We start from the raw sequence: 25,588 nt of genomic DNA, 5'->3' as shown, positions 1-25,588 counted from the left end.
TAGAGGTGAAGAAGAGATGCCGCTGACCCCCGAGGACGTGCGGAACAAGCAGTTCACGACCGTCCGCCTTCGAGAAGGCTATGACGAGGACGAGGTCGATGCCTTCCTCGATGAGGTCGAAGCCGAGCTGACCCGCCTGCTCCGCGAGAACGAGGACCTGCGCGCCAAGCTGGCCGCCGCGACGCGCGCCGCCGCGCAGAACCAGCAGCAGGGCATGCGCAAGCCCCCGGAGCCGCAGGATCGTCCCGTCGGTCCCGGCGCCCCCGTGCCCGCCGCCATATCCGGACCGCCGGCCCAGCAGCAGCAGCCGCAGATGGGTCCGCCGCAGCTGCCGTCCGGTGCCCCCGCGCTGCCCGCCGGCCCCATGCAGGGCGGCCCGATGGGTCCCGGCCCGATGCAGGGCGGCCCCATGCAGGGCGGCCCCATGGGTCCCGGCCCGATGCAGGGCGGCCCCATGGGTCACCCGCAGCAGCAGATGCAGCAGCAGATGCAGCCGCCGATGCAGCAGCCGCAGCAGGGTCCCGGTGGCGACAGCGCCGCGCGTGTCCTCTCGCTGGCCCAGCAGACCGCCGACCAGGCGATCGCCGAGGCGCGCTCCGAGGCCAACAAGATCGTCGGCGAGGCGCGCTCCCGCGCCGAGGGCCTGGAGCGGGACGCCCGCGCCAAGGCGGACGCTCTTGAGCGGGACGCGCAGGAGAAGCACCGCGTCGCGATGGGCTCCCTGGAGTCCGCCCGCGCCACGCTGGAGCGTAAGGTCGAGGACCTGCGCGGCTTCGAGCGCGAGTACCGCACGCGTCTGAAGTCCTACCTGGAGTCGCAGCTGCGTCAGCTGGAGACCCAGGCGGACGACTCGCTGGCTCCGCCGCGCACCCCGGCCACGGCCTCGCTGCCGCCGGCCCCGTCGATGGCCTCGGCGGGCGCGAGCGCGCCGTCCTACGGCGGCAACGGCGCGATGGGCGGTGCGCCGTCCATGGGAGGCGCGCCCTCCTACGGCGGCCAGCAGCAGATGTCCCCGGCGATGACCCAGCCGATGGCTCCGGTCCGGCCGCAGGCGCCCCAGCCGATGCAGCAGGCGCCGGCGCCGATGCGGGGCTTCCTGATCGACGAGGACGACAACTGAGGCGGCGGATGCCCGCGCTTTGAGCGCGTAGCCGTCGGCAGTCTCGAAGGGCCGGCTCCCCTCCCGGGGGAGCCGGCCCTTCGGCACGCCTGCTGGGCGGCGTCCCTCCGCCACCCGCCCGTGTGGGCAGTCGTCCCGCTGGGCGGGACGGGTGGGCACACGGGACGGCGCCTTCAGCGGCGCCTCCGCGTTCCGCGCCCGGACCCGCACCACGTTGCGCAGTGCACCTCGGGTGCGGGTTCAGGCCCGGTAGCCTCGGGCGCCGGCGAGGGCGCCGTTCCGTTGTTCCCACCCTCCCCCGAGCTCTCGGCTCCGCTCGAGCAGGGGGACCCCCTTGCCCCGGCGGAACGACCGCCCACAACGGGGGCGGGGGTGAGGGTATGGCGAAGGGCCCGGTCCCGTGGGGGTGCCGGGCCCTTCGACGGGGCTTACGCCTTGCGGAGGCGGAAGGTGAGGGCCAGGGCCTCGTCCTCGAACGCCGCGCCGTACGAGTCGTCGGCCTCGCCCCGGGCGTAGTCCGTGGACAGGACCTCGTCCGCGATCAGGGACGCGTGGGCCGTCAGCGCCTCCACCGTCTCCGGAGACGTGGACGACCACCGCAGCGCGATGCGGTCCGCGACGTCCAGGCCGCTGTTCTTGCGGGCCTCCTGGATCAGGCGGATCGCGTCACGGGCCAGACCGGCGCGCCGGAGCTCCGGGGTGATCTCCAGGTCCAACGCCACCGTCGCGCCCGCGTCGGAGGCGACCGACCAGCCCTCACGGGGGGTCTCCGTGATGATGATCTCCTCCGGGGTGACGGTGATGTCCTCGCCGTTCACCGAGAGCGTCGCCTCGCCGGAGCGGAGGGCCAGCGAGAGGGCCGCGGCGTCGGCGGCGGCCACCGCCTTGGCCACGTCCTGGACGCCCTTGCCGAAGCGCTTGCCCAGCGCCCGGAAGTTCGCCTTCGCGGTGGTGTCGACGAGCGAGCCGCCGACCTCCGACAGGGAGGCGAGCGAGGAGACGTTGAGCTCCTCCGTGATCTGGGCCTGGAGCTCCGGGGACAGGGCCGCGAAGCCGTTCGCCGCGACCAGCGCGCGGGACAGCGGCTGACGGGTCTTCACGCCCGACTCCGCCCGCGTCGCCCGGCCCAGCTCGACCAGGCGGCGGACCAGGAGCATCTGCTCGGAGAGGGTGCCGTCGATCAGGGCGGCGTCGGCCTCGGGCCAGGTGGCGAGGTGGACCGACTCCGGGGCGTCCGGCGTCACCGGCACGATCAGGTCCTGCCAGACCCGTTCCGTGATGAAGGGGGTCAGCGGGGCCATCAGGCGGGTGACCGTCTCGACGACGTCGTGGAGGGTGCGCAGCGCCGCCTTGTCGCCCTGCCAGAAGCGGCGGCGCGAGCGGCGCACGTACCAGTTGGAGAGGTCGTCGACGAAGGCCGAGATCAGCTTGCCGGTGCGCTGGGTGTCGTACGCCTCCATCGCCTCGGTCGTCTCGGCGACCAGCGTGTTCAGCTCGGAGAGCAGCCAGCGGTCGAGGACCGTGCGGTCGGCCGGCGCCGGGTCCGCGGCGCTGGGCGCCCAGCCGGACGTGCGGGCGTACAGCGCCTGGAAGGCGACGGTGTTCCAGTAGGTGAGGAGGGTCTTGCGCACGACCTCCTGGATCGTGCCGTGGCCCACCCGGCGCGCCGCCCACGGCGAGCCGCCGGCCGCCATGAACCAGCGGACCGCGTCGGCGCCGTGCTGGTCCATGAGCGGGATCGGCTGGAGGATGTTGCCCAGGTGCTTGGACATCTTCCGGCCGTCCTCGGCGAGGATGTGGCCCAGGCAGACCACGTTCTCGTACGAGGACTTGTCGAAGACGAGCGTGCCCACCGCCATCAGCGTGTAGAACCAGCCACGGGTCTGGTCGATGGCCTCGGAGATGAACTGGGCGGGGTAGCGGGACTCGAAGAGTTCCTTGTTCTTGTACGGGTAGCCGTACTGCGCGAACGGCATCGAGCCCGAGTCGTACCAGGCGTCGATGACCTCCGGCACGCGGGTGGCGGTCTTCGAGCAGCTGGGGCACGGGAAGGTGACCGCGTCGATGTACGGGCGGTGCGGGTCGAGCTCCGACTGGTCGGTGCCCGTCAGCTCCGTGAGCTCCGCGCGCGAGCCCACGCAGGTCAGGTGGTCGTCCTCGCAGCGCCAGATCGGCAGCGGGGTGCCCCAGTAGCGGTTGCGGGAGAGCGCCCAGTCGATGTTGTTGTTCAGCCAGTCGCCGAAGCGGCCGTGCTTGACCGACTCCGGGAACCAGTTCGTCTTCTCGTTCTCCTGGAGGAGACGGTCCTTCACGGCGGTCGTGCGGATGTACCAGGACGGCTGCGCGTAGTAGAGCAGGGCCGTGTGGCAGCGCCAGCAGTGCGGGTAGCTGTGCTCGTACGCGATGTGCTTGAAGAGCAGGCCGCGCGCGTCCAGGTCGGCGGTGAGCGCCTCGTCGGCCTTCTTGAAGAAGACGCCGCCGACCAGCGGCACGTCCTCCTCGAAGGTGCCGTCGGGGCGGACCGGGTTCACGACCGGCAGGCCGTACGCCTTGCAGACCTTGAGGTCGTCCTCACCGAAGGCGGGGGACTGGTGGACCAGACCCGTGCCGTCCTCGGTCGTGACGTACTCGGCGTTGACCACGTAGTGGGCCGGGGCGTCGAAGGGGATCAGCTCGAAGGGGCGCTGGTAGGTCCAGCGCTCCATCTCCGCGCCGGTGAAGGACTCGCCCGTGGTGACCCAGCCCTCGCCGAGCGCCTTCTCCACCAGCGGCTGGGCGACGACGACGCGCTCGTCGCCGTCCGTGGCGACCACGTACGTCACCTCGGGGTGCGCCGCGACCGCCGTGTTGGACACCAGGGTCCAGGGGGTCGTCGTCCAGACCAGGAGCGCCGCCTTGCCCGCCAGGGGGCCGGACGTGAGCGGGAAGCGCACGTACACGGAGGGGTCGACGACCGTCTCGTAGCCCTGGGCCAGCTCGTGGTCGGAGAGGCCGGTGCCGCAGCGGGGGCACCAGGGTGCGACGCGGTGGTCCTGGACGAGCAGGTCCTTGTCGAAGATCTGCTTGAGGGACCACCAGACCGACTCGATGTACGAGGGGTCCATGGTCCGGTAGGCGTCGTCGAGGTCGACCCAGTAGCCCATGCGGGTCGTGAGCTCGGCGAAGGCGTCGGTGTGGCGGGTCACGGACTCGCGGCACTTGGCGTTGAACTCGGCGATGCCGTACGCCTCGATGTCCTTCTTGCCGGAGAAGCCGAGCTCCTTCTCGACGGCGAGCTCGACCGGCAGGCCGTGGCAGTCCCAGCCGGCCTTGCGGGCCACGTGGTAGCCGCGCATGGTCCGGAAGCGGGGGAAGACGTCCTTGAAGACGCGGGCCTCGATGTGGTGGGCGCCGGGCATGCCGTTGGCGGTGGGCGGGCCCTCGTAGAACACCCACTCGGGGCGGCCCTCGGACTGCTCCAGGGTCTTCGCGAAGACCTTGCTCTCGCGCCAGAAATCGAGCACGGCGTGCTCCAGCGCGGGCAGGTCGACCTGGGCGGGCACCTGGCGGTACTGCGACATCGATCTTCCTCCGGCGGACGGTTCTCTTCCGTCGGAGGGACGAGAGCACTGCTCCCGCGGTACCACCCTCCTTGGCCCCGGACGTGATCGTCCTGAGCCCCCTCATTGGGGTCGCGACGTCGGGTCTAGTCACCGCTCTGTCGTGCGGCTTTCTTCCGACGGCTCCGGGGTGATGCTTCACATCGGGCTCGCCCCCGGGCTCTCACCGTCCCCGGGTCGCTCATGGCTGCTTGCGACGCTACTCGTCCCCATCCAAGCCTTTCGCTGGGGCCAGTGTACGGGGCCCGGAGGCGGGCGGCAGACCGGTTTTCCGGTGACCCGAATGGCCATACGGGGTGTGCCGGACTTCCGTTGCGGCCATGTGGGGGAGGGGCGGGGCGGATAACCGGGCGGGGAGCTGGGCACAACGGAGGCAGGCCCGCCCCGCGGGGAGCGGGGGCGGGTGGGAACGGCGGCGTGCCCCGTTGCCGCGGGCCTCGGGCCGATTTATCGTCCCAGCACGATTCGCGAGCAAGATCACAAAATGTGAAGGGGCCGCGACATGGTGGCGAAGAAGACCGCCGCGAAGAAGACCTCGGCCGCCGGTTCCACCAGCGCGGCCGAGGTCGCCAAGGACGTGGCCGGCAAGAAGTCGACGGTCGACGGGAAGTCGGTCGCGGTCGCAGGGAAGACGCCCGCAGCGAAGACAGCCGCGAAGACCGTCGCGAAGAGCGTCGCGAAGAAGGCGTCGGCCAGGAAGGCCGCGCCCCGGAAGACGGTCACCGCGGACGCGGCCCCGAAGGACGCCGCCCCCGGTGAGGCCGGTGCGGCGGTCTCCGCCCCCGACGCCTCCGCCCCCAGGACGCCCGCCAAGAAGGCCGTGGCGAAGAAGGCGGCCGCCAGGAAGGCGCCCGCCGCCAAGAAGCAGACAGGAGCCAGGACGGTGGCAGCGAAGAAGACCGCGGGTGGCGTCACGACCGTCGGGGACGAGGCGTCGGTGCCCCCGGCACGGGCCGGCGAGCTCGCCGTGCGTCCCGGCGAGGACCCCTGGACGCCGGAGGAGGTCGCCGAGGCCCGCAGCGGGCTCCAGGCGGAGGTGCTGCGGCTGCGCAGCGAGCTCGTCCACTCCCAGGAGGAGCTGACCGGCCTGATGCGGGACTCGGGCGACGGCGCCGGGGACGACCAGGCCGACACGGGCACCAAGAACATCACGCGCGAGCACGAGCTGGCCCTCGCCGCGAACGCCCGGGAGATGCTGGAGCAGACCGAGCACGCCCTGGAGCGGCTCGACGCGGGCACCTACGGCCTGTGCGAGGTGTGCGGGAAGCCGATCGGCAAGGCGCGGATGCAGGCCTTCCCGCGGGCCACGCTCTGCGTCGAGGACAAACAGCGACAGGAGCGGCGCGGCTGACGATCTCGGCTGCCGGTCTCGTACGCCTGTGCCGTACCCTCGGTGCACGGTCAGGCATCGAGGTCGAGGGACTCACTCACGTGGCAGAGGCGGAGCGCATCATCGGTACGCCGGATTCAGCAGGGGCCGACGAGTCGGCGGCCCGCGAGGAGGCCGCGGCCCCGGGCGGCACGCCGGACCACGACGGCACGTCGGCCCCCGACGGCGCGGCCGCTCCCGGGGAGCGGCCCAGGGGCAGGCGCAGGATCTTCGCCCTCTTCGTCGTGGCCGTCCTCGCCTACCTGCTGGACCTCGGCAGCAAGATGCTGGTGGTCGCCAAGCTGGAGGGCCACGAGCCGATCGACCTGATCGGCGACCTGCTGCGGCTCGACGCCATCCGCAACCCGGGCGCCGCCTTCGGCATGGGCGAGGCCTTCACGATCATCTTCACCTGCATCGCGGCCGCCGTGATCGTCGTGATCATCCGGCTGGCGCGGAAGCTCTACAGCCTGCCCTGGGCGATCGCGCTCGGCCTGCTGCTGGGCGGCGCGCTCGGCAACCTCACGGACCGGATCTTCCGCTCGCCGGGCGTCTTCGAGGGCGCGGTCGTGGACTTCATCGCCCCCGCCCACTTCGCCGTCTTCAACCTCGCCGACTCGGCGATCGTCTGCGGCGGCATCCTGATCGTCATCCTGTCGTTCCGGGGCCTGGACCCCGACGGCACCGTCCACAAGGACTGAGGCCGACCCCGGCGGAAGACGGAGTGCCTTCCGCACAAGGCATACTCGACGGGTGAGCACGAGTCCCGAGATCCGCACGCTGCCCGTTCCCGATGGCCTGGAGGGCGAGCGCGTCGACGCCGCCATCGCCCGTATGTTCGGGTTCTCCCGTACGAAGGCGGCCGAGCTGGCCGCCGCAGGGAAGGTCCAGGTCGACGGCTCCGTCGTCGGCAAGTCCGAGCGGGTCAGCGGCGGCGCGTGGCTCGAGGTCGAGATGCCGGGCGCCCCCGCGCCCGTGCAGGTCGTCGCCGAGCCCGTCGAGGGCATGGAGATCGTCCACGACGACGACGACATCGTCGTGATCATGAAGCCGATCGGCGTCGCCGCGCACCCCAGCCCCGGCTGGACCGGCACCACGGTCATCGGCGGCCTCGCCGCAGCCGGGTACCGCATCTCCACCTCGGGCGCCGCCGAGCGCCAGGGCATCGTGCACCGCCTCGACGTCGGCACCTCCGGTCTGATGGTGGTCGCCAAGTCCGAGTACGCGTACACCTCGCTCAAGCGCCAGTTCAAGGAGCGCACGGTCGACAAGCGCTACCACGCGCTGGTCCAGGGCCACCCGGACCCGATGAGCGGCACCATCGACGCGCCGATCGGCCGCCACCCGAACCACGACTACAAGTGGGCGGTCACCGCCGACGGCAAGCCCTCCGTCACGCACTACGACCTCATCGAGGCGTACCGCTCGGCCTCGCTGCTCGACATCAAGCTGGAGACGGGCCGCACCCACCAGATCCGGGTGCACATGTCCGCCCACCGCCACCCCTGCGTCGGCGACCTCACCTACGGCGCCGACCCGACGCTCGCCAAGCGCCTCGGCCTGACCCGGCAGTGGCTGCACGCCGTCCGCCTCGGCTTCGAGCACCCGGGCGACGGGTCCTGGGTCGAGTTCGCCAGCACCTACCCCGAGGACCTGCAGAAGGCCCTCGACCGGATCGCGTCGGAGAGCCGGTGACCGCCGCGTACAGCGTCCGCGAGGCGCTCGGGACCGAGGACCGGGAGGCGTGCTTCGCGGTGCGCCGCGAGGTCTTCGTCGAGGAGCAGGGCGTTCCGCGGGAACTGGAGTACGACGCGTACGACGCGACCGCGGTGCACGTGCTCGCGGTGCGCGAGGACGGACTGCCGCTCGGCACCGGCCGCCTGCTGCACGGGGCGGACGCGGTCGGCAAGACCGGTGCCGACGCCTCCGTCGGCTCGCTCGGCCGGCTCGCCGTCGCCAAGGCCGCGCGCGGCCTCGGGGTCGGTGCTGCGCTCGTGCGGGCCGTCGAGGACGTGGCCCGGGAGCGCGGCCTGAGCGCCGTCGACCTGCACGCGCAGACCCACGCGCTGGGCTTCTACGAGCGGCTCGGCTACGTGGCGTACGGGCCCGAGTTCCCGGACGCGGGGATGCCGCACCGGGCGATGAGGCGCACGCTGTAGCGGACGTGGGGAAGGGCCGGTCCGGGAGGACAGGCCCTGAAGGGAGACCCGGGGGGACGGCGTGACCGGCCCGGACCGGGGATCGTGTCGACGGCTGCTTGATCGTGTCGACGGCTACTTGAAGGTGTGGCACCCGTGCGGGCGCTCGTCGACGGGTCCGGTGCACTGACCGCTCTGGCCGCCGCCGTTTCCGCCGTTGGTCGGCGGGTGCGGCGTCGCCAGTGCTGCCGAGCCGGCGCCGAGCACGCCGGTGACGGCCAGCACCAGGGCGGCCGCGCGGCGCCCGATGTGCTGCTTCAACATGACATCCTCCTGGCGAGTGGTCGGAATGTCCCTTTTACGATATGCCTTCCGACCTTCGCCCGCCTGGAGGGGACATCGTGGACCAGCTCGCCCTGCTCTTCCTGCTGCTTCTCGGCGCCCTGCTCACCGTGCCCCTCGGTGAGCGGCTCGGGCTCCCCGCGCCGGTCCTGATGACCCTCGTCGGGATCGTGCTGGCCTTCCTGCCCTTCGTGCCGAACGTCGAGATCCCGCCGGAGTTCATCCTCCCGCTGGTGCTGCCGCCCCTGCTGTACGCCTCCGTGCAGCGGACCTCCTGGCGGCAGTTCGCGGCCAACAGACGCCCCATCTTCCTGCTCGCGGTCGCCCTGGTCTTCGTCACCACCGCCGCCGTCGGCGCGGTCGCGCACTCGCTCGTGCCCGGCCTCCCGCTGGCCGCCGCCCTCGCGCTCGGCGCCCTCGTCGCGCCGCCGGACCCGGTCGCCGCGACCGCCGTGGCCGGCTCGCTGGGGCTGCCCCGCCGGCTGGTGTCGATCCTGGAGGGCGAGGGGCTCTTCAACGACGTCACCGCGATCGTCCTCTACCACGTGGCGATCGCCGCCGTCGTCAGCGGCTCCTTCTCCTGGCCCGAGGCGCTCGGCCAGTTCGCGCTCTCCGCCGTGGTCGCCGTGGCCGTCGGCCTGGCGCTCGGCTGGCTCGCCAACAAGCTCATCGGACTCCTCGGCGACGCCACCCTGCAGACCGGCCTCACCCTCCTCGTCCCCTTCGTGAGCTACGTCATCGCCGAGGAGCTGCACGGCTCCGGCGTCCTCGCCGTCCTGCTCACCGCGCTCTTCCTGGCCGAGCACGCGGCCGACGCGGACGACGTCATGGGCCGGCTCGCCGGACAGACCTTCTGGCAGGTCGTCGACACCCTCGTCACCGGCATCGCCTTCGGCCTCATCGGCCTGGAACTCGTCCACGTCTTCGGCGTCGCCGAAGGCCGGGGCCGGGAGATGCTCGGCTGGGGCGCCGCCGTCGTCGGCGTGGTCGTCGGCGTCCGGCTGCTGTGGCTGCTTCCCGCCACCTGGCTGGCGAAGAGGCTGCACACGCTCCGGGACGTCGACGAGGAGATCCCGATGAGCTGGCGGGAGACCGTCGTCATGTGGTGGGCGGGGATGCGCGGGGTGGCCTCGGTCGCGCTGGCGCTCGCCATCCCGCTCCGCACCGACGACGGCGCGCCCTTTCCCGGCCGCGACGAGATCGTCTTCATCGCCTTCTGTGTGATCATCGCCACCCTCGTCTTCCAGGGCCTCACGCTGCCCTGGCTGGTCCGACGGCTCGGGGTGCGGGCCGACGCGGACGCCGAGCGCGCCCTGGAGCGAGAGCTCGCGATCCGGGCGGCGAAGGCCGCCAAGCGCAGGCTCAAGGAGATCGAGGAGGTCGAGGAGCTTCCCGAGGAGGTCCAGGAGCGGCTGCTGCGCGGGGCGTACGACATCGGGGCGCGGATCAGCCCCGACATGGTGGACGACGAGCGGCGGGCCGCCTTCGTGGAGCGGACGAAGCGGTTCAGGGCGGTGCAGCGGATCCAGCGGGAGCTGATGTCGGCCGCCCGGCACGAGGTCCTGGCGGCGCGCAGCGAACCCGGCGCCGACCCCGAGGTGGTGGACCGGGTGCTGCGTCACCTGGACGTGCGCAGCATGCGCTGACGGCCGGCCCCGCCGGTGCCGGGTGGCAGGATGGGACGCATGGACATCATGCTCTTCCACTCGGCCTACGGGCTGACCCCTTCCGTCGAGGCGGCCGCCGAGCGGCTCCGGGCCGCCGGGCACCAGGTCTGGACGCCGGACCTCTACGACGGCCGGACGGTCAAGACGGTGGAGGAGGGAGTGGCGCTCCGGGACGAGATCGGCAAGGACGAGCTGCTGAAGCGGGCGGTCCTGGCCGCCGCCCCCTACTCCGAGCGGGGCCTGGTCTACATGGGCCTCTCCCTCGGGGCCTCGATCGCGCAGACCCTGGCGCTCGGGGACGAGAAGGCGCGCGGACTGCTGCTGTTCCACGGCACCTCGGACCTCGCGGAGTCCGCCTCGGTGGACGAGCTGCCGGTCCAGCTGCACGTGGCCGAGCCCGATCCCTTCGAGACGGACGACTGGCTGTCCTCCTGGTACCTCCAGATGCGCAGGGCCGGGGCGGAGGTGGAGGTCCACCGCTACCGGGGCGCGGGGCACATCTACACGGACCCGGAGCTCCCCGACTGGGACGAGGAGGCGGCGGAGCGGACCTGGGCGGTGGCGCTCGCCTTCCTCGACGAGCTGTAGGGCCGTACGGAAAAGGGGTGTGGCCCCCGGGGAGTTCCCCGGGGGCCACACTCATGCTCTGCGGACGGACCGTCAGGCGCGGTACGCGACCCAGGCGTCGTTCATCCGGGCCACCTGGCCGGCGGTGAACTGGTACATGCAGGCGTCGTACGTGTAGTCCATGAAGTTGTGGATCGGGTCCACACCGGCCTTCGAGGCGCAGGAGTCACGGCCGGTCGGGCACTCGTACGCGGGGCTCTTCTCGGCCGGGGTGTCGGCGACGTAGTCGCCGTTGCCCGTGCAGCCGCCCTGGAAGGTGTGGTACAGGCCCATCCAGTGGCCGACCTCGTGCGTGGCGGTGTCGCCCTCGTTGTAGTTCGCGGCCGAGCCGCCCGGGAGCGAGGAGTCGAGGACGACGACACCGTCCATGGACGGGTTGGAGTTGTACGAGGACGGGAAGGTCGCCCAGCCGAGGAGGCCGCCGCCGAGGTTGGCGGTGTAGAAGTTCAGCGCGCCGGCGCCGCCCTTGCGGAGGGTCTGCTTCATCTGCTTCTCGGCGGTGGAGCCGGAGGACAGGTTGTACCAGGTGGCGTTGTCCGTGTAGTCGGTCGCGGCCAGCGTGAACTGGAAGTTGGTGTTCACGTTGCCGGTGCCCTGGCCCGCGTAGGCGGCGTTCAGGACGTTCATCTGGTTCTGGATCTGGGTGGCGGAGAGCTTGCCCGTCGTGCCCGAGTGGATCACGTGGAAGTAGACGGGGATGTTCACCACGGCCGCGGCGCCGGCGGTGGCGCTGAGACGGCCCTCGGAGCGGGCCGCGGCCAGCTTCTTCTTCAGGTCGTCGTCCATGGCCTTGGCCTTGGCGGCCGTGATCTCGTTCGGCTCGGCGGCGTGGCTGTCGGCGCCGCGCTCCTTGCGGGCGCCGGACAGGGTCGCCGTGCCGTCCGCGCACTCCTCGGCGGACGCGCCGGCCAGGGTGGTGGCCGCTCCGGTGGCGACCGGGGCGGACAGCGGGGCCAGGGCCAGGGTTCCGGCCATGACGGCGGTGCCGAGCATCCGACGCGACATACGCGGGGATATGCGGACAAGAGCACGCACGGTGACTCCTCGTGGGGGGTGCTGGTGAGGAACTTCCTCGCCACGCCGGGGAGATTACGCGTCCATGTCAGCCGCCGTTGAGAAGTGATCAGGCCCAATCATCCATGGGGCAATTCGGGTCATCGGGAAGAAATTCTTGCGCCTGTTCCGGAGTTTGAGACCTCGACGTAACAGGTGGAGTGACAGAGGCGGGTGGTGTGTCCGGATTCGATCTCCAAAACTCGCCACCCGCCGTAGCCGTGTGATCTCCCGTTAACAGAAGAGATCATGGCTGAAAATCGCCCCTCAGATGACGATCACAGCACCGGCTGGTACACCCGCTCGACACGCTGCGTTCCGCTCAGCGTCCGGTACGAGCGCGCCCAGGCCGTCGTCGCGGCCGGATCCGTCTTGTCGGAGACCGTGTAGTAGTCCATCTGCGAGCGCGCGGCGGTCACGTCGAGCACTCCGTACCCGTGGTGGTCCATGTCCACCCACTTCACATGGCGGTTGGCGGCCCTCACGGCGCCCGCCGCCACCACCGAGAGCGTGCCCGGTGCCACGTGCAGCAGGTCGTCCAGGTTGTCCGAGGTCACCGAGGTGACCACGAACTCGGTCGCCGTCGCCTCCGAGAGCGGATACGTCGCCGCCTTCACCGGCACGTCGTTGGCCCAGGCCATGTGGATGTCACCGGTCAGGAAGACCGTGTTCCGGATCGCCCGTGCGGTCAGGTGCGCGAGCAGCTCCTTGCGGTCGTCGGTGTAGCCGTCCCACTGGTCGACGTTGACCGCGATCCCCTCCTTCGGCAGACCGAGCAACTCGGCGAGCGGCTCCAGGAGGTACGCCGGCAGCGAGCCGAAGGCGACCGGCGAGATCATCACCGAGGTGCCGACCAGCTGCCAGGTCGCGTCCGAACCGGCGAGCCCGGCCTTGAGCCAGTCCAGCTGCGCGCGGCCGGTGATGCTCCGCTCCGGGTCGTCGACCGTGCCGCTGCCCGTCTTCGCCGGCGTGGACCGGAACGAACGCAGGTCGAGCAGATGCAGATCGGCCAGCCTGCCGAAGCGCAGCCGCCGGAAGACCGTGCCCTCCGTGGAGGCGCGGACCGGCATCCACTCGAAGTAGGCCTGCTTCGCGGCGGCCACCCGGGCCGCCCACTCGCCCTCGGCGCCCGGGGTGTGGTTCTCGGCCCCGCCCGACCATGCGTCGTTGGCGAACTCGTGGTCGTCCCAGATGGCGATCACCGGGTGCGCCGCGTGCAGCGCCTGGAGGTCGGCGTCCGTCTTGTACTTCCCGTGCCGGGTGCGGTAGTCGGCGAGCGAGACGATCTCGTGGCGCGGCTCGTGCTGCCGGACGACGTACTTCGCCTCGGGGTAGGCGCCGGTGGCGTACTCGTACAGGTAGTCGCCGAGGTGGAGGACCGCGTCCAGGTCGGAGCGGGCCGCGAGATGGCGGTACGCGGAGAAGTGACCGGACTCCCAGTTCGCGCAGGAGACCACGCCGAAGCGGACACCGGGCACGGCGGCGTCGGCGGCGGGCGCGGTGCGGGTGCGGGCGGCGGGGGAGACGACGGTGCCCACGGTGAAGCGGAACCAGTAGGCGGTGGCCGGGCGCAGGCCCCGGACGTCGGCCTTCACCGTGTGGTCGGACGCGGCGCTCGCGGTGGTGGTGCCGGAGGCGACGACCCGGGCGAAGCCGCGGTCCTCGGCGAGTTCCCAGCCGACCCGGACGTCGGGGCCGAGGCCGGATCCGGGCACGGCCTCGGGGACGGGGGTGACGCGCGTCCAGAGCAGGACGCCGTCGGGCAGCGGGTCGCCGGAGGCGACGCCGTGGAGGAAGGCGGGGACACCGGTGTCCGCGAGCGCCGGGGAGGCCGCGCCCAGGAGCGCGGGCCCGACGGCGGCGGTGGCGGCGGCGGCCTTGACGACCGAACGCCGGGTGGGGGCAGGGGATATGAAACGACTGGTCACGGGCAGTCAGATTACTGACGGGTACGCCCGAGGGGCAGGCGAATTCCGGAAGTTCGCCCACTCGTCGTCAGGAGGACGCCGGGTTCCGTGACGCCCGGTCCCGTAAAGCCCGGTTCCATGACGCCCGGTCCCGGAAGCGCCTCGGCCCCGGACCGCACGGTCCGGGGCCGAGGCGTCACGTGCCGGATGTGGCGTCAGGCCTTGAGGGCCGCGTCGATCGCCGTGTCGAACTCGGCCACCGTCATGGGCGGGTTGTCCGTGCCCTGGACCGTGACGGTCTTGCCGTCCATCTTCAGCGTCGGGGTGCCCTGCACCCCGCTGGCGTCGAAGGCCTTCGACATCTTCATCGCCCACGCGTCGAAGGTGCCGTCCTCGACGTTCTTCCTGAACTCGGCGTTGCCCTTGAGGGCCGGGACCGAGTCCGCCACCTCCAGGAGGTAGGAGTCCTTGGCGAACTTGTCGTCCTTCTCCTCCGGGTGGAACTTCGTGGAGTAGAGGGCCGACTTGTACTTGAGGAAGGCCTCCGGGCTCACGTCCAGCGCGGCGCCGAGCGCCGAGAGGGCGTTCTTCGAGCCCTCGCCCGGGACGCCGTTGTCGATGAAGGTGGCGCCGACGTACTTGATCTTGTACTTGCCGGCCGCGACGTCCTTCTCGACGGTGGAGCCCACGCTCTGCTCGAAGGTCGCGCAGACCGGGCAGCGCGAGTCCTCGTACAGCTCCAGGGTCTTCTTCGCGGAGTCCTTGCCTATGACGACGGTCGTGCCGTTCGTGCCCGTGGTGTTCTTCGGGGCCTTCACGGTCTTCGCGTCGGCCACCGACTCCCAGTGGGAGGGCTTGTTCGACTGGACGACCGCGAAGCCGATGCCGCCGGCGGCGGCCAGGACGGCCACGGCCGAGACGCCGACGACGAGCTGTCGGCGCGCCCGGTCCTTCTTCGCCTGGCGCTCGCGCTCCTCGCGCAGTCGCTCGCGGGCGGCGACCTTGTTGGCGTGGCTGTTGCGTGCACTCATGATCGTGATCTCCGTGAAAGGTGGGGAAAGGCAGGGGGACGCGTCGGGGCCGCTCAGACGAGAGCGGGCACCGGACGCGGCGGCCCCCGCCGCCCGACGGAGTGCACGAGGAGCCGGGCGCGGGAGGACCGGGGCCGCTCGACGGGCCGGCCGGTCCGCGCCGGCGCCGGACCGCCGGCCCGGAAGAAGGCCGCCACGAGCAGCAGCGGCCGGAACGCGAAGGCCTCCACCGCGCGGAGCAGCCGGGCGAGCGCCCGCTCGCCGCCGCGCAGCCAGCAGGCGGCCGAGAGCCCCACGCCCACATGGGCCAGGAGCAGCAGCCAGGGCAGCGCCGGGTCCGGGGAGGCGAGCAGGGCGGCCGCGCTCCCGCTCTCCGGGGTCACCACACCGGGCAGCGGCGTGCCCACGGCGCCGCCGCAGAACACCTCCACGCCCACCGAGCGCAGCGAACCGGCGACCGGGCCGCCGGCGGGGCCGTAACAGACCGCCTGACCGCTGGTGAAGAGGGTGTCGGCGGCCAGCTCCAGCGGGACGAGGAGCCCGGCGATCGGGCCGAGGCCACGCTCGCGGCCGGCCAGCGCGTACGCCACGGCGAAGACGGCGACCGCGACCGGGACGACCGTGCCCAGCGGCAGCGGCACGCGGGAGAGCAGCACGTGGGACGCCACGGACAGCGTCACGACCAGTGCCGTGAAGAACGCCGCCCGCAGCGCCCTCAGCTGCGTCCCTGCCATGTCCATCGTCGTGGAGTGTCCCATGCGGGCCCGTAAGGGGTCCTTAAAAGGAACCTGTGGACGATCCCACCGGCCCCTACAGTCCCGGGATCCGGCCGTTGCGGAAGAGGTCCACGAAGATCTGGTGGTCCGCCCGCGCCCGCGCGCCGTAGGAGTGCGCGAAGTCCACCAGGAGCTCGGCGAAGCCCTCCTCGTCGGCGGCGATCGCCGCGTCGATGGCCCGCTCCGTCGAGAACGGGACCAGGGAGTGGCCGCTGGAGTCGTCCGCCGCCGCGTGCATCGTCGCCGTCGCCCGGCCCAGGTCGGCGACGGTGGCCGCGATGTCCTCCACGTCGTCGATGTCCGACCAGTCCAGGTCCACCGCGTACGGCGACACCTCGGCGACCAGCTGACCCGCGCCGTCCAGCTCCGTCCAGCCCAGCCACGGGTCGGCGTGCGCCTGGAGCGCCCGCTGCGAGATGACGGTGCGGTGCCCCTCGTGCCGGAAGTACTCCCGTACCGCCGCGTCCGTGATGTGCCGCGAGACCGCCGGGGTCTGCGCCTGCTTGAGATAGATCACGACGTCGTTCTCCAGGGCGTCGGTGTGACCCTCCAGGAGGATGTTGTACGAGGGGAGACCGGCCGAGCCGATGCCGATCCCGCGCCGTCCGACGACGTCCTTCACCCGGTACGAGTCGGGGCGGGCGAGCGAGGACTCCGGCAGGGTCTCCAGGTAGCCGTCGAAGGCCGCGAGGACCTTGTACCGGGTGGCCGCGTCCAGCTCGAGGGCGCCGCCGCCCGCCGCGAAGCGCCGCTCGAAGTCGCGGATCTCGGTCATCGAGTCGAGCAGCCCGAAGCGGGTGAGCGCCCGGGCCTCGCGCAGGGCGCCGAGCAGTGCCCCGTCGGCGGTCTCCAGCGTGAAGGCGGGGACCTCCTCGCCCTTGGCGCCGGCCGCGAGGGCGTGGATCCGCTCGCGGTAGGACGCGGCGTAGATCCGGACCAGGTGGGTGATCTGCTCGTCGCTGAGCGCCTTCGCGTAGCCGATCAGGGCGAGCGAGGCGGCGAGCCGCTTCAGGTCCCAGGTGAAGGGGCCGACGTACGCCTCGTCGAAGTCGTTGACGTTGAAGACCAGGCGGCCGTTGGCGTCCATGTAGGTGCCGAAGTTCTCGGCGTGGAGATCGCCGTGGATCCAGACCCGGCCGGTCTGCTCGTCCAGGTACGGGCCGCCGTGGGCCTCCTGCTCCAGGTCCGCGTAGAACAGGCACGCGGTGCCGCGGTAGAAGGCGAAGGCGGAGCCGGCCATCTTCCGGAACTTGACGCGGAAGGCCGCGGGATCGGCGGCGAGGAGCTCGCCGAAGGCGGTGTCGAAGACGGCGAGGATGTGCTCACCGCGCTCGGCCGCGGTGGGCTGCGGGACCGGCATTCGAAGTGCCTCCTGGTGCAGGGCGTGGTGCAAGAATGTTCACGACAATTGGGACAGGTGTTCCCTGTCTCCCAACGCGCGACCGTACCCCCGAGTGCCCGCGTCCTGTCGGCGGGCCCACGTAGACTTCCACGCTGTCCCCCCAGAAATTCATCGGAGGCCTCCCCCGTGACCAAGCCGCCCTTCACGCACCTCCACGTCCACACCCAGTACTCGCTGCTGGACGGTGCCGCGCGGCTGAAGGACATGTTCAACGCGTGCAACGAGATGGGCATGACCCACATCGCCATGTCCGACCACGGCAACCTGCACGGGGCGTACGACTTCTTCCACTCGGCGAAGAAGGCCGGGGTCACGCCGATCATCGGCATCGAGGCCTACGTCGCCCCGGAGTCCCGGCGCAACAAGCGGAAGATCCAGTGGGGCCAGCCGCACCAGAAGAAGGACGACGTCTCCGGTTCCGGCGGTTACACCCACAAGACCATCTGGGCGGCGAACGCCACCGGCCTGCACAACCTCTTCAAGCTCTCCTCCGACGCCTACGCCGAGGGCTGGCTGCAGAAGTGGCCCCGGATGGACAAGGAGACCATCTCCCAGTGGTCCGAGGGCCTGATCGCCTCCACCGGCTGCCCCTCCGGCGAGCTCCAGACCCGGCTGCGCCTCGGCCAGTTCGACGAGGCCCTGAAGTCCGCCTCCGAGTACCAGGACATCTTCGGCAAGGACCGCTACTTCCTGGAGCTGATGGACCACGGCATCGAGATCGAGCACCGGGTCCGCGAGGACCTCCTGCGGATCGGCAAGAAGCTCGGCATCCCGCCGCTGGTCACCAACGACTCCCACTACACCTACGCGCACGAGGCGACCGCCCACGACGCCCTGCTCTGCATCCAGACCGGCAAGAACCTCTCGGACCCGGACCGCTTCAAGTTCGACGGCACCGGCTACTACCTGAAGTCCACGGACGAGATGTACGCCATCGACTCCTCGGACGCCTGGCAGGAGGGCTGCGCCAACACCCTGCTCGTCGCGGAGCAGGTCGACACCACCGGCATGTTCGAGGCCAAGAACCTCATGCCGAAGTTCGACATCCCCGAGGGCTACACCGAGGTCACCTGGTTCCGCGAGGAGACCATGCGGGGCATGCACCGCCGCTTCCCGAACGGGATCCCGGAGGACCGCATGAAGCAGGTCGAGTACGAGATGGACACCATCATCTCGATGGGCTTCCCCGGCTACTTCCTCGTCGTCGCCGACTTCATCATGTGGGCGAAGAAGCAGGGCATCGCCGTCGGCCCCGGCCGAGGCTCGGCGGCCGGTTCGATCGTCGCGTACGCCATGGGCATCACCGACCTCGACCCCATCCCGCACGGCCTGATCTTCGAGCGCTTCCTCAACCCCGAGCGCATCTCGATGCCCGATGTCGACATCGACTTCGACGAGCGTCGGCGCGTCGAGGTGATCCGGTACGTGACGGAGAAGTACGGCTCCGACAAGGTCGCCATGATCGGCACGTACGGAAAGATCAAGGCGAAGAACGCCATCAAGGACTCCGCGCGCGTCCTCGGCTACCCGTACGCCATGGGCGACCGGCTCACCAAGGCCATGCCCGCCGACGTCCTCGGCAAGGGCATCGACCTCGACGGCATCACCAACCCCTCCCACCCGCGCTACAGCGAGGCGGGCGAGATCCGGGCGATGTACGAGAACGAGCCGGACGTGAAGAAGGTCATCGACACCGCCAAGGGCGTCGAGGGCCTGGTCCGCCAGATGGGCGTGCACGCCGCCGGCGTGATCATGTCCAGCGAGCCGATCGTCGACCACGCCCCGATCTGGGTGCGGCACACCGACGGCGTCACCATCACGCAGTGGGACTACCCGCAGTGCGAGTCGCTCGGCCTGCTGAAGATGGACTTCCTCGGCCTGCGCAACCTCACGATCATGGACGACGCCGTCAAGATGGTGAAGGCCAACAAGGGGATCGAGCTCGACCTCCTGGCCCTGCCGCTGGACGACCCGAAGACCTTCGAACTGCTCCAGCGCGGCGACACGCTCGGCGTCTTCCAGTTCGACGGCGGCCCCATGCGCTCGCTGCTGCGGCTGATGAAGCCCGACAACTTCGAAGACATCTCCGCCGTGTCCGCGCTCTACCGCCCGGGCCCGATGGGCATGAACTCGCACACGAACTACGCCCTGCGCAAGAACGGCCAGCAGGAGATCACCCCGATCCACCCGGAGCTGGAGGAGCCGCTCAAGGAGGTCCTGGACGTCACCTACGGCCTGATCGTCTACCAGGAGCAGGTGCAGAAGGCCGCCCAGATCATCGCCGGCTACTCGCTCGGCGAGGCCGACATCCTCCGCCGCGTCATGGGCAAGAAGAAGCCCGACGAGCTGGCGAAGAACTTCACCATCTTCCAGGCCGGCGCCAAGAAGAACGGCTACAGCGACGAGGCCATCCAGGCCCTCTGGGACGTCCTGGTCCCCTTCGCCGGCTACGCCTTCAACAAGGCGCACTCCGCCGCGTACGGCCTGGTCTCCTACTGGACCGCCTACCTCAAGGCGAACCACCCCGCCGAGTACATGGCGGGACTCCTCACCTCGGTCAAGGACGACAAGGACAAGTCCGCGGTCTACCTCAACGAGTGCCGCCGCATGGGCATCAAGGTCCTGCCGCCCAACGTGAACGAGTCCGAGTCGAACTTCGCCGCCCAGGGCGACGACGTGATCCTCTTCGGCCTCTCCGCCATCCGGAACGTCGGCACCAACGTCGTCGAGTCGATCATCAAGACGCGCAAGGCCAAGGGGAAGTACTCCTCCTTCCCCGACTTCCTCGACAAGGTCGAGGCCGTCGTCTGCAACAAGCGGACGGTCGAGTCGCTGATCAAGGCCGGCGCCTTCGACGAGATGGGCCACACCCGCAAGGGCCTGGTCGCCCACCACGAACCCATGATCGACAACGTGGTGGCGGTCAAGCGCAAGGAGGCCGAGGGACAGTTCGACCTCTTCGGCGGGATGGGTGACGAGGCGAACGACGAGCCGGGCTTCGGCCTGGACGTCGAGTTCTCCGACGTCGAGTGGGAGAAGTCGTACCTGCTCGCCCAGGAGCGCGAGATGCTCGGCCTCTACGTCTCCGACCACCCGCTCTTCGGCATCGAGCACGTCCTGTCCGACAAGACGGACGCGGCGATCTCCCAGCTGACCGGCGGCGAGCACGGCGACGGCGCGGTCGTCACCATCGGCGGCATCATCTCCGGCCTCCAGCGCAAGATGACCAAGCAGGGCAACGCCTGGGCGATCGCCACCGTCGAGGACCTGGCCGGCTCCATCGAGTGCATGTTCTTCCCGGCCACCTACCAGCTGGTCTCCACCCAGCTGGTCGAGGACACGGTCGTCTTCGTGAAGGGAAGGCTCGACAAGCGCGAGGACGTGCCCCGGCTCGTCGCCATGGAACTGATGGTCCCCGACCTGTCGAACGCCGGGACCAACGCGCCGGTGGTCCTCACCATCCCCACGGTGAAGGTGACCCCGCCGATGGTCAGCAGGCTCGGCGAGATCCTCAAGCACCACAAGGGCAACACCGAGGTGCGGATCAAGCTCCAGGGCCCCCGGAAGACGACCGTCCTCCGGCTCGACCGGCACCGGGTGCAGCCCGACCCGGCGCTCTTCGGAGACCTGAAGGTGCTGCTCGGCCCGTCCTGCCTGGCCGGCTGAGCCCACCCCGCACACGCGCAAGGGGCGCGCCCGTCGTCACGGGCGCGCCCCTTTGCCGTCGGACCGCGTCAGTTGTGGCCGAAGCGCTTCTGACGGCCCTTGCGGGCCATGTCACCGGGCGTGACCTGGCTCGCGCGCTGCTCGGCCTGCGACTCCATCGCGGACTGCTGCGCCTGCTGAGCGCCGCGCTCGGCGGGCGACTGCTGCTTCTGACTGCGGTTCTGGTTGCGGTTCTTGGCCATGGGGATGCCTCCTCAAAGGGTCCTAGGGGCCAGGGCCGCTGTCAGACTCACATACGGTGCGAACCGCCGCATGTTGGATCATTACGGATCGTGAGGGCCCGCCGGGGACGTGATATCCGCCACGCCGATGATCCAGTTCCGACGGTCAAGCCCCCGGCGGTCGGGCAGACTCGAAGGAAACCCGAAGCACCTTCCGATCCCGATTCCGATCCCGAGCCGACCCCGAGGCTCACGAAAGAGGGTGGAACACGTGGACCGCTGCGTCGTCCTGGTGGACGCCGGCTATCTGCTGGGCGCCGCCGCCAGTCTCCTCGCCGGGGAACCGGCCCGCTCCAGGATCACCGTCGACCACGCCGGCCTGATCCAGCAGCTGCGGGAGCGCGCCGAGGCCGAGACCGCGCTGCCCCTCCTGCGGATCTACTGGTTCGACGGCGCGCCCGACCGGGTGCCCCAGCCCGAGCACCGCAGACTGCGCGTGATGCCCCGGGTCACCGTCCGGCTCGGCGCTCTGACCAGGAGCGACGGGCGCTGGGCGCAGAAGGGCGTCGACGCGGCCATGCACACCGAGCTGACCGAGCTCGCCAGGAACAGGGCCTGCTCCGACATCGTGCTCGTCACCGGCGACGGCGACCTGCTGCCCGGCCTCATGTCGGCCAAGGAGCACGGCGTCGCCGTCCACCTGTGGGCCGTCCAGGCCGCCGACGGCGACTACAACCAGTCCGAGGACCTGGTCGCCGAGGCCGACGAGCGGCGGGTCCTCGACCGGGCCTGGATCACCCGCGCCGTCCGCGCCAAGGACCTCACCGGCATCTGCGCGCCGCCGCCCGCCCCGCGCCCGGAGATCGCCGCCATCCTCTCCGCGCCGCTGCCCGAGGCGGCCCTCGCCGCCTCCGCCGAACGGGCCGCCGGGGCGGCCGCCCCGGCCGTACGGGACGGGACGCCGGCCCCCGCCGCCGCGACCGGCAACGGCGGCCACGAGCACGCCCGCACCAACGGCCACGTCCGCGACGACGAGCACGCCCACGGCCCGGGCGTGCCCGCTCCGGCGAGCGGCAAGGGCGTCCCCACCCCCAAGGACCTCGCGGGACTGCGCGGCCCCGGCGCCCCGGGCACCCCGGTCCCGCAGGGCGCGAGCGCGCTCCGCTGGTCCTCCGACCGGGGCTGGATCGAGCGCCCCGCCCCCTCCCTCGGCGAGCCGGCCGAGACCGCCACCCTGCCCACCCTCGCCGCGCTCACCAGCGCGGAGCAGCGCTGGGCGGACCGCGAGGAGGACATCACCACCGTCGGCGGCGACCCCTTCGAGGTCGGGCAGGTGTTCGCCCGCCGGTGGATGGAGCGGCTCCCCGAGCAGAGCCACGTCCAGAAGCTCTCCGCCCTCTACCCGCGCATCCCGCACCGCATCGACGGCGAACTCCTCCGCTACGCCGCACGCTTCGGACTCCTCGCCCACAAGGACGACCAGATCGACGAGCACGACCGCTACGCCATCCGGGCCGGATTCTGGCGCGAGATCGACGTCCGGGCCGCCGCCGAACCCGCCCCCGCGCCCGGAGCGGGCGCGGCGACCCCGTAGGCTCTTCCCCCGTGAGTACGGTGTGCGTGGTGCGGGACCTGGTCAAGACGTACCCCGCCACGCGCGGCAGGCGCGGCGCGCCCGCGACCCCCGAGGTGCGCGCCACCGACGGGATCAGCCTCGACGTGCGCGGCGGCGAGATCTTCGGCCTGCTCGGCCCCAACGGCGCCGGCAAGTCCACCCTCGTCCGCCAGCTCACCGGGCTCCTGCGCCCCGACTCCGGCACCGTCGAACTCCTCGGCCACGACCTCGTGCGCCACCCCGAGCGGGCGGCCCGGCTCCTCGCCTACCTCGGCCAGGAGTCCACCGCCCTCGACGAGCTGACCGTCTCCCTCGCCGCCGAGACCACCGGACGCCTGCGCGGCCTCACCGCCCACGACGCCCGCGCCGAGCGCGACGCCGTCCTGGACGAGCTCGGGCTCGGCGAGATCGCCGACCGCCCCCTCAAGAAGCTCTCCGGCGGTCAGCGGCGGCTCGCCTGCTTCGCCGCCGCCCTCGTCGGCCGCCGCCCCGTGCTCGTCCTCGACGAACCCACCACCGGCATGGACCCCGTCGCCCGGCGCGCCGTCTGGGCCGCCGTCGACCGGCGCCGCGCCGAACACGGCAGCACCGTGCTGCTCGTCACCCACAACGTCATCGAGGCCGAGACCGTCCTCGACCGGGTCGCCGTCATCGACCGCGGCCGGGTCATCGCCTGCGACACCCCCGCCGGCCTCAAGGAGCGCGTCGCCGGCGAGGTCCGCGTCGAGCTGGTGTGGCGCGACACGCCGCCGCTCCACCTGCCCGAGGTCGCCGCCCTGCGCGGACTCGCCCAGGAGACCGGACGCCGCTGGCACCTCCGGCTCGCCCCCGACGCCGCCCGCGCGGCCGTCGCCACCGTCACCGGCGGGACCGCCTTCGCCGCACTCGACGACTTCACCCTGGCCACGCCCAGCCTGGAGGACGTGTACCTCGCGCTGGGCGGCGCGACCGAGGGGCTGGTGAAGGCGTGACCCGCCACGAACCGCCCGTGACCGTCAGGAGCTGTACGCAGTGAGCACCGTGCCCGCCGAGGCCCCGCCGACCGGCGCGCTTCCCGCCACGGGCCCGGACGCGGAGGACACCGCCGCGCCCCTCGCCCCGCGCGCCCGGCTCCTCCCGGCCCTGGCCGCCGTCTACCGCGCGCAGCTCTCCCGCGCCCGCGTCGCCCGCATCCCGCTGCTCTTCGTCGCCACCTTCCAGTCGATCGGGATCATGGTCCTGATGCGCGGGGTCGTCGACGGCGGCTCCGAGGCGCGCGCCGTCGTGGCCGGCTCCACCGTCCTCGTCGTCGCCTTCGTCGCGCTCAACCTGCTCGCCCAGTACTTCGGGCAGCTGCGGGCCGGCGGCGGCCTCGACCACTACGCCACCCTGCCCGTGCCGCCCGCCGCCGTCGTGCTCGGCGCGGCCGGGGCGTACGCCTCCTTCACCGTGCCCGGGACCGTCGTCACCGCCGTCGCCGGCTCCGTCCTCTTCGGGCTGCCCCTCGGTCACCTGTGGATCCTCGGCGCCGTCGTCCCGCTCGCCGGTGCGGCGCTCGCCGGGCTCGGCGCGGCCCTCGGACTCCTCGCGCCCCGCCAGGAGCTGGCCACCCTCCTCGGCCAGCTCGGCATGTCGGCGGCCCTGCTCCTCGGGGTCCTCCCGGCCGAGCGGCTGCCCGGACCGATCGGCTGGGCACGGGACCTGCTGCCCTCGACGTACGGCGTGGAGGCCCTCGCCCGCACCTTCGGCCCGCACCCCGACTGGGCCGCCGTCGCCGTCGACCTCGCCGTGTGCGGGGCGGTCGGCCTCGGCTCGCTCGCCGTCGCCACCTGGGCCTACCGGCGGGCCGCCGTCCGCTGAGGCGGGCCACAGGGACACCTGGCACGATGGCGGGGTGACCGCACCTCTGACTCCGCCTCACCAGCCGCCGAACGACCCCGACCAGCCCCCGCCGCCCCCGCCGCCGCTCGGCCCGGCAGGGGACCCGATCACGGCTGCCGAGGTCGTGCAGGGCGTGCTGGTGACCCTCGTCTCCGCGGTCGCGGGGGCGCTGCTCGGGGTGCTGTGGCTGAACCTGGCCCCGCGCGTCCTGCTCATCTCGGACGGCAAGGGCGTCTACCTGCGGAACTCCGAGGGGGAGCAGGCGATCGGCGCCGACGGAACGTTCGTCCTCCTCGCGCTGGCCTTCGGCGCGGTCGCCGCGCTCGTCGTCTTCCTGCTGCGCCGCAGCGGCGGGGTCCCGCTCGTCCTCGGCCTGGCGCTCGGCGGCGGCCTGGGCTCGCTGATCGCCTGGGGGATCGGAACGCGCTTCGGACCCACCGACGACGTGGTCGCCCACGCGAAGGCGGTCGGCCCGAACGTCGCCTTCGAGGCGCCGCTCGAACTGAACCTGGCCGCCGCCGCGATGCTGGCCTGGCCGCTCGCCGCGATGATCGTCCACCTCGCGCTGACGGCGGCCTTCGGCCCCCGCGACCCGGAACCGGAGCCCTGGGACCGGCCGAAGGCGTACACCCAGGGACCCGGCTCGCACTGACGCCCGACCCCCCACGGAGGCCGCGCCGTCCGTCAGGCGCGGCCGATCGGGGCCAGCACCGCCGAGGTGAGGGCGGCCAGGTCCGCGGGGGAGAGCTCCACCTCCAGGCCGCGGCGGCCCGCCGAGACGCAGACGGTCGCGTGCTCCGAGGCCGAGGCGTCGAGGACGGTACGGAGCCGCTTGCGCTGGCCCAGCGGAGAGATGCCGCCCCGGACGTACCCCGTGGTGCGCTCCGCCGCCGCCGGGTCGGCCATCGCGGCCCGCTTCCCGCCGACCGCCGAGGCCAGCGCCTTCAGGTCCAGCTGGCCCGCCACCGGGACCACCGCGACCGTCAGCTCGCCGTCGACGTCCGCGACCAGCGTCTTGAAGACCCGGTCGGGGGAGACGCCGAGGGCCTCCGCCGCCTCCTCGCCGTACGAGGGGGAGGCCGGGTCGTGCTCGTACGCGTGCAGCGTGAACGGCGTGCCGGCCGCCGTCAGGGCCACCGTCGCCGGAGTGCCTCCGCTGTTCTTCTTCTGCTTCTTCGCCACGCGCTCTTCCTCG

Annotated in this window: 21 protein-coding genes; 12 read left to right on the top strand and 9 right to left on the bottom strand. The window is 71.8% G+C overall.

Annotated features, from left to right (window positions below; translation table 11 throughout):
• Positions 1-16 precede the first annotated feature (16 nt).
• Positions 17-1,120 (top strand): DivIVA domain-containing protein, encoded by a 1,104-nt coding sequence (locus K7G60_RS00230; RefSeq protein ID WP_225798684.1) that lies wholly within the window; start codon positions 17-19, stop codon positions 1,118-1,120.
• 428 nt (positions 1,121-1,548) lie between these two features.
• Here the strand turns inward: K7G60_RS00230 and ileS are convergent, their stop codons facing one another.
• Complete coding sequence (gene ileS, locus K7G60_RS00225) at positions 1,549-4,680, bottom strand: isoleucine--tRNA ligase (RefSeq protein WP_225798683.1); 3,132 nt, start codon at positions 4,678-4,680, stop codon at positions 1,549-1,551.
• A 541-nt stretch (positions 4,681-5,221) separates the two neighbouring features.
• Between ileS and K7G60_RS00220 the strand changes: the two genes are divergently transcribed.
• The 4 genes from K7G60_RS00220 (at position 5,222) to K7G60_RS00205 (ending at position 8,247) form a co-directional block, all read left to right on the top strand.
• Positions 5,222-6,070 (top strand): TraR/DksA C4-type zinc finger protein, encoded by an 849-nt coding sequence (locus K7G60_RS00220; protein ID WP_225798682.1) that lies wholly within the window; start codon positions 5,222-5,224, stop codon positions 6,068-6,070.
• An 80-nt stretch (positions 6,071-6,150) separates the two neighbouring features.
• Complete coding sequence (gene lspA / locus K7G60_RS00215; protein ID WP_225798681.1) at positions 6,151-6,789, top strand: signal peptidase II; 639 nt, start codon at positions 6,151-6,153, stop codon at positions 6,787-6,789.
• Between the two features lie 52 nt (positions 6,790-6,841).
• A complete protein-coding gene (locus K7G60_RS00210) occupies positions 6,842-7,783 on the top strand; it encodes an RluA family pseudouridine synthase (protein ID WP_225798680.1) in 942 nt (313 codons plus the stop codon).
• Positions 7,780-8,247 (top strand): GNAT family N-acetyltransferase, encoded by a 468-nt coding sequence (locus K7G60_RS00205; RefSeq protein ID WP_225798679.1) that lies wholly within the window; start codon positions 7,780-7,782, stop codon positions 8,245-8,247. Before K7G60_RS00210 ends, K7G60_RS00205 begins: the two co-directional genes overlap by 4 nt.
• Before the next feature lie 114 nt (positions 8,248-8,361).
• Here the strand turns inward: K7G60_RS00205 and K7G60_RS00200 are convergent, their stop codons facing one another.
• A complete protein-coding gene (locus K7G60_RS00200; protein WP_225798678.1) occupies positions 8,362-8,550 on the bottom strand; it encodes a hypothetical protein in 189 nt (62 codons plus the stop codon).
• Positions 8,551-8,627: 77 nt separating this feature from the next.
• On the opposite strand from K7G60_RS00200, the gene K7G60_RS00195 reads away from it, so the two are divergent.
• Together K7G60_RS00195 and K7G60_RS00190 are read left to right on the top strand one after the other, a co-directional pair.
• Complete coding sequence (locus K7G60_RS00195; RefSeq protein WP_225798677.1) at positions 8,628-10,214, top strand: Na+/H+ antiporter; 1,587 nt, start codon at positions 8,628-8,630, stop codon at positions 10,212-10,214.
• Positions 10,215-10,253: 39 nt separating this feature from the next.
• Complete coding sequence (locus K7G60_RS00190; protein WP_225798676.1) at positions 10,254-10,823, top strand: dienelactone hydrolase family protein; 570 nt, start codon at positions 10,254-10,256, stop codon at positions 10,821-10,823.
• A gap of 72 nt (positions 10,824-10,895) precedes the next feature.
• Here K7G60_RS00190 and K7G60_RS00185 read toward each other — a convergent pair whose 3' ends face one another.
• The 5 genes from K7G60_RS00185 to K7G60_RS00165 form a co-directional block, all read right to left on the bottom strand.
• Entirely contained in the window at positions 10,896-11,855 is a 960-nt protein-coding gene (locus K7G60_RS00185; protein WP_225798675.1) for a zinc metalloprotease, read from the bottom strand.
• Between the two features lie 338 nt (positions 11,856-12,193).
• The gene (locus K7G60_RS00180) at positions 12,194-13,843 is read right to left on the bottom strand and encodes an alkaline phosphatase (protein ID WP_225798674.1); all 1,650 of its coding nucleotides are present in this window, start codon (positions 13,841-13,843) and stop codon (positions 12,194-12,196) included.
• Between the two features lie 194 nt (positions 13,844-14,037).
• Complete coding sequence (locus K7G60_RS00175; protein ID WP_225798673.1) at positions 14,038-14,853, bottom strand: thioredoxin domain-containing protein; 816 nt, start codon at positions 14,851-14,853, stop codon at positions 14,038-14,040.
• A gap of 53 nt (positions 14,854-14,906) precedes the next feature.
• On the bottom strand, positions 14,907-15,593 hold the full coding sequence (locus K7G60_RS00170; protein ID WP_225798672.1) for a hypothetical protein: 687 nt from the start codon (positions 15,591-15,593) through the stop codon (positions 14,907-14,909).
• A gap of 70 nt (positions 15,594-15,663) precedes the next feature.
• Complete coding sequence (locus K7G60_RS00165) at positions 15,664-16,989, bottom strand: DUF2252 domain-containing protein (protein WP_225798671.1); 1,326 nt, start codon at positions 16,987-16,989, stop codon at positions 15,664-15,666.
• Positions 16,990-17,157: 168 nt separating this feature from the next.
• Between K7G60_RS00165 and dnaE the strand changes: the two genes are divergently transcribed.
• On the top strand, positions 17,158-20,697 hold the full coding sequence (dnaE, locus tag K7G60_RS00160; protein ID WP_225798670.1) for a DNA polymerase III subunit alpha: 3,540 nt from the start codon (positions 17,158-17,160) through the stop codon (positions 20,695-20,697).
• A 68-nt stretch (positions 20,698-20,765) separates the two neighbouring features.
• Here the strand turns inward: dnaE and K7G60_RS00155 are convergent, their stop codons facing one another.
• Positions 20,766-20,939, bottom strand: coding sequence for a hypothetical protein (locus K7G60_RS00155; RefSeq protein WP_191094710.1), 174 nt, complete (start codon positions 20,937-20,939; stop codon positions 20,766-20,768).
• A 241-nt stretch (positions 20,940-21,180) separates the two neighbouring features.
• Here K7G60_RS00155 and K7G60_RS00150 point away from each other — a divergent pair, with 241 nt between their 5' ends.
• Genes K7G60_RS00150 through K7G60_RS00135 form a run of 4 tightly spaced genes read left to right on the top strand, consistent with a single transcriptional unit; the run spans position 21,181 to position 25,045 of the window.
• Complete coding sequence (locus K7G60_RS00150) at positions 21,181-22,512, top strand: NYN domain-containing protein (protein ID WP_225798669.1); 1,332 nt, start codon at positions 21,181-21,183, stop codon at positions 22,510-22,512.
• 11 nt (positions 22,513-22,523) lie between these two features.
• Positions 22,524-23,504 (top strand): ABC transporter ATP-binding protein, encoded by a 981-nt coding sequence (locus K7G60_RS00145; RefSeq protein WP_225798668.1) that lies wholly within the window; start codon positions 22,524-22,526, stop codon positions 23,502-23,504.
• A 40-nt stretch (positions 23,505-23,544) separates the two neighbouring features.
• Positions 23,545-24,372, top strand: a complete 828-nt coding sequence (locus K7G60_RS00140) for an ABC transporter permease (protein WP_374115553.1) — start codon at positions 23,545-23,547, stop codon at positions 24,370-24,372.
• A 34-nt stretch (positions 24,373-24,406) separates the two neighbouring features.
• Positions 24,407-25,045, top strand: a complete 639-nt coding sequence (locus tag K7G60_RS00135) for a DUF2567 domain-containing protein (RefSeq protein WP_225798667.1) — start codon at positions 24,407-24,409, stop codon at positions 25,043-25,045.
• A gap of 32 nt (positions 25,046-25,077) precedes the next feature.
• Here the strand turns inward: K7G60_RS00135 and ybaK are convergent, their stop codons facing one another.
• Entirely contained in the window at positions 25,078-25,575 is a 498-nt protein-coding gene (gene ybaK, locus K7G60_RS00130) for a Cys-tRNA(Pro) deacylase (RefSeq protein WP_225798666.1), read from the bottom strand.
• Positions 25,576-25,588 lie beyond the last annotated feature (13 nt).

The organism is Streptomyces sp. NK15101 (genome assembly GCF_020400725.1).
Classification (GTDB): domain Bacteria; phylum Actinomycetota; class Actinomycetes; order Streptomycetales; family Streptomycetaceae; genus Streptomyces.
Note: the sequence above shows the minus strand (reverse complement) of the source record. Positions and strands in the feature narration are given on the sequence as shown.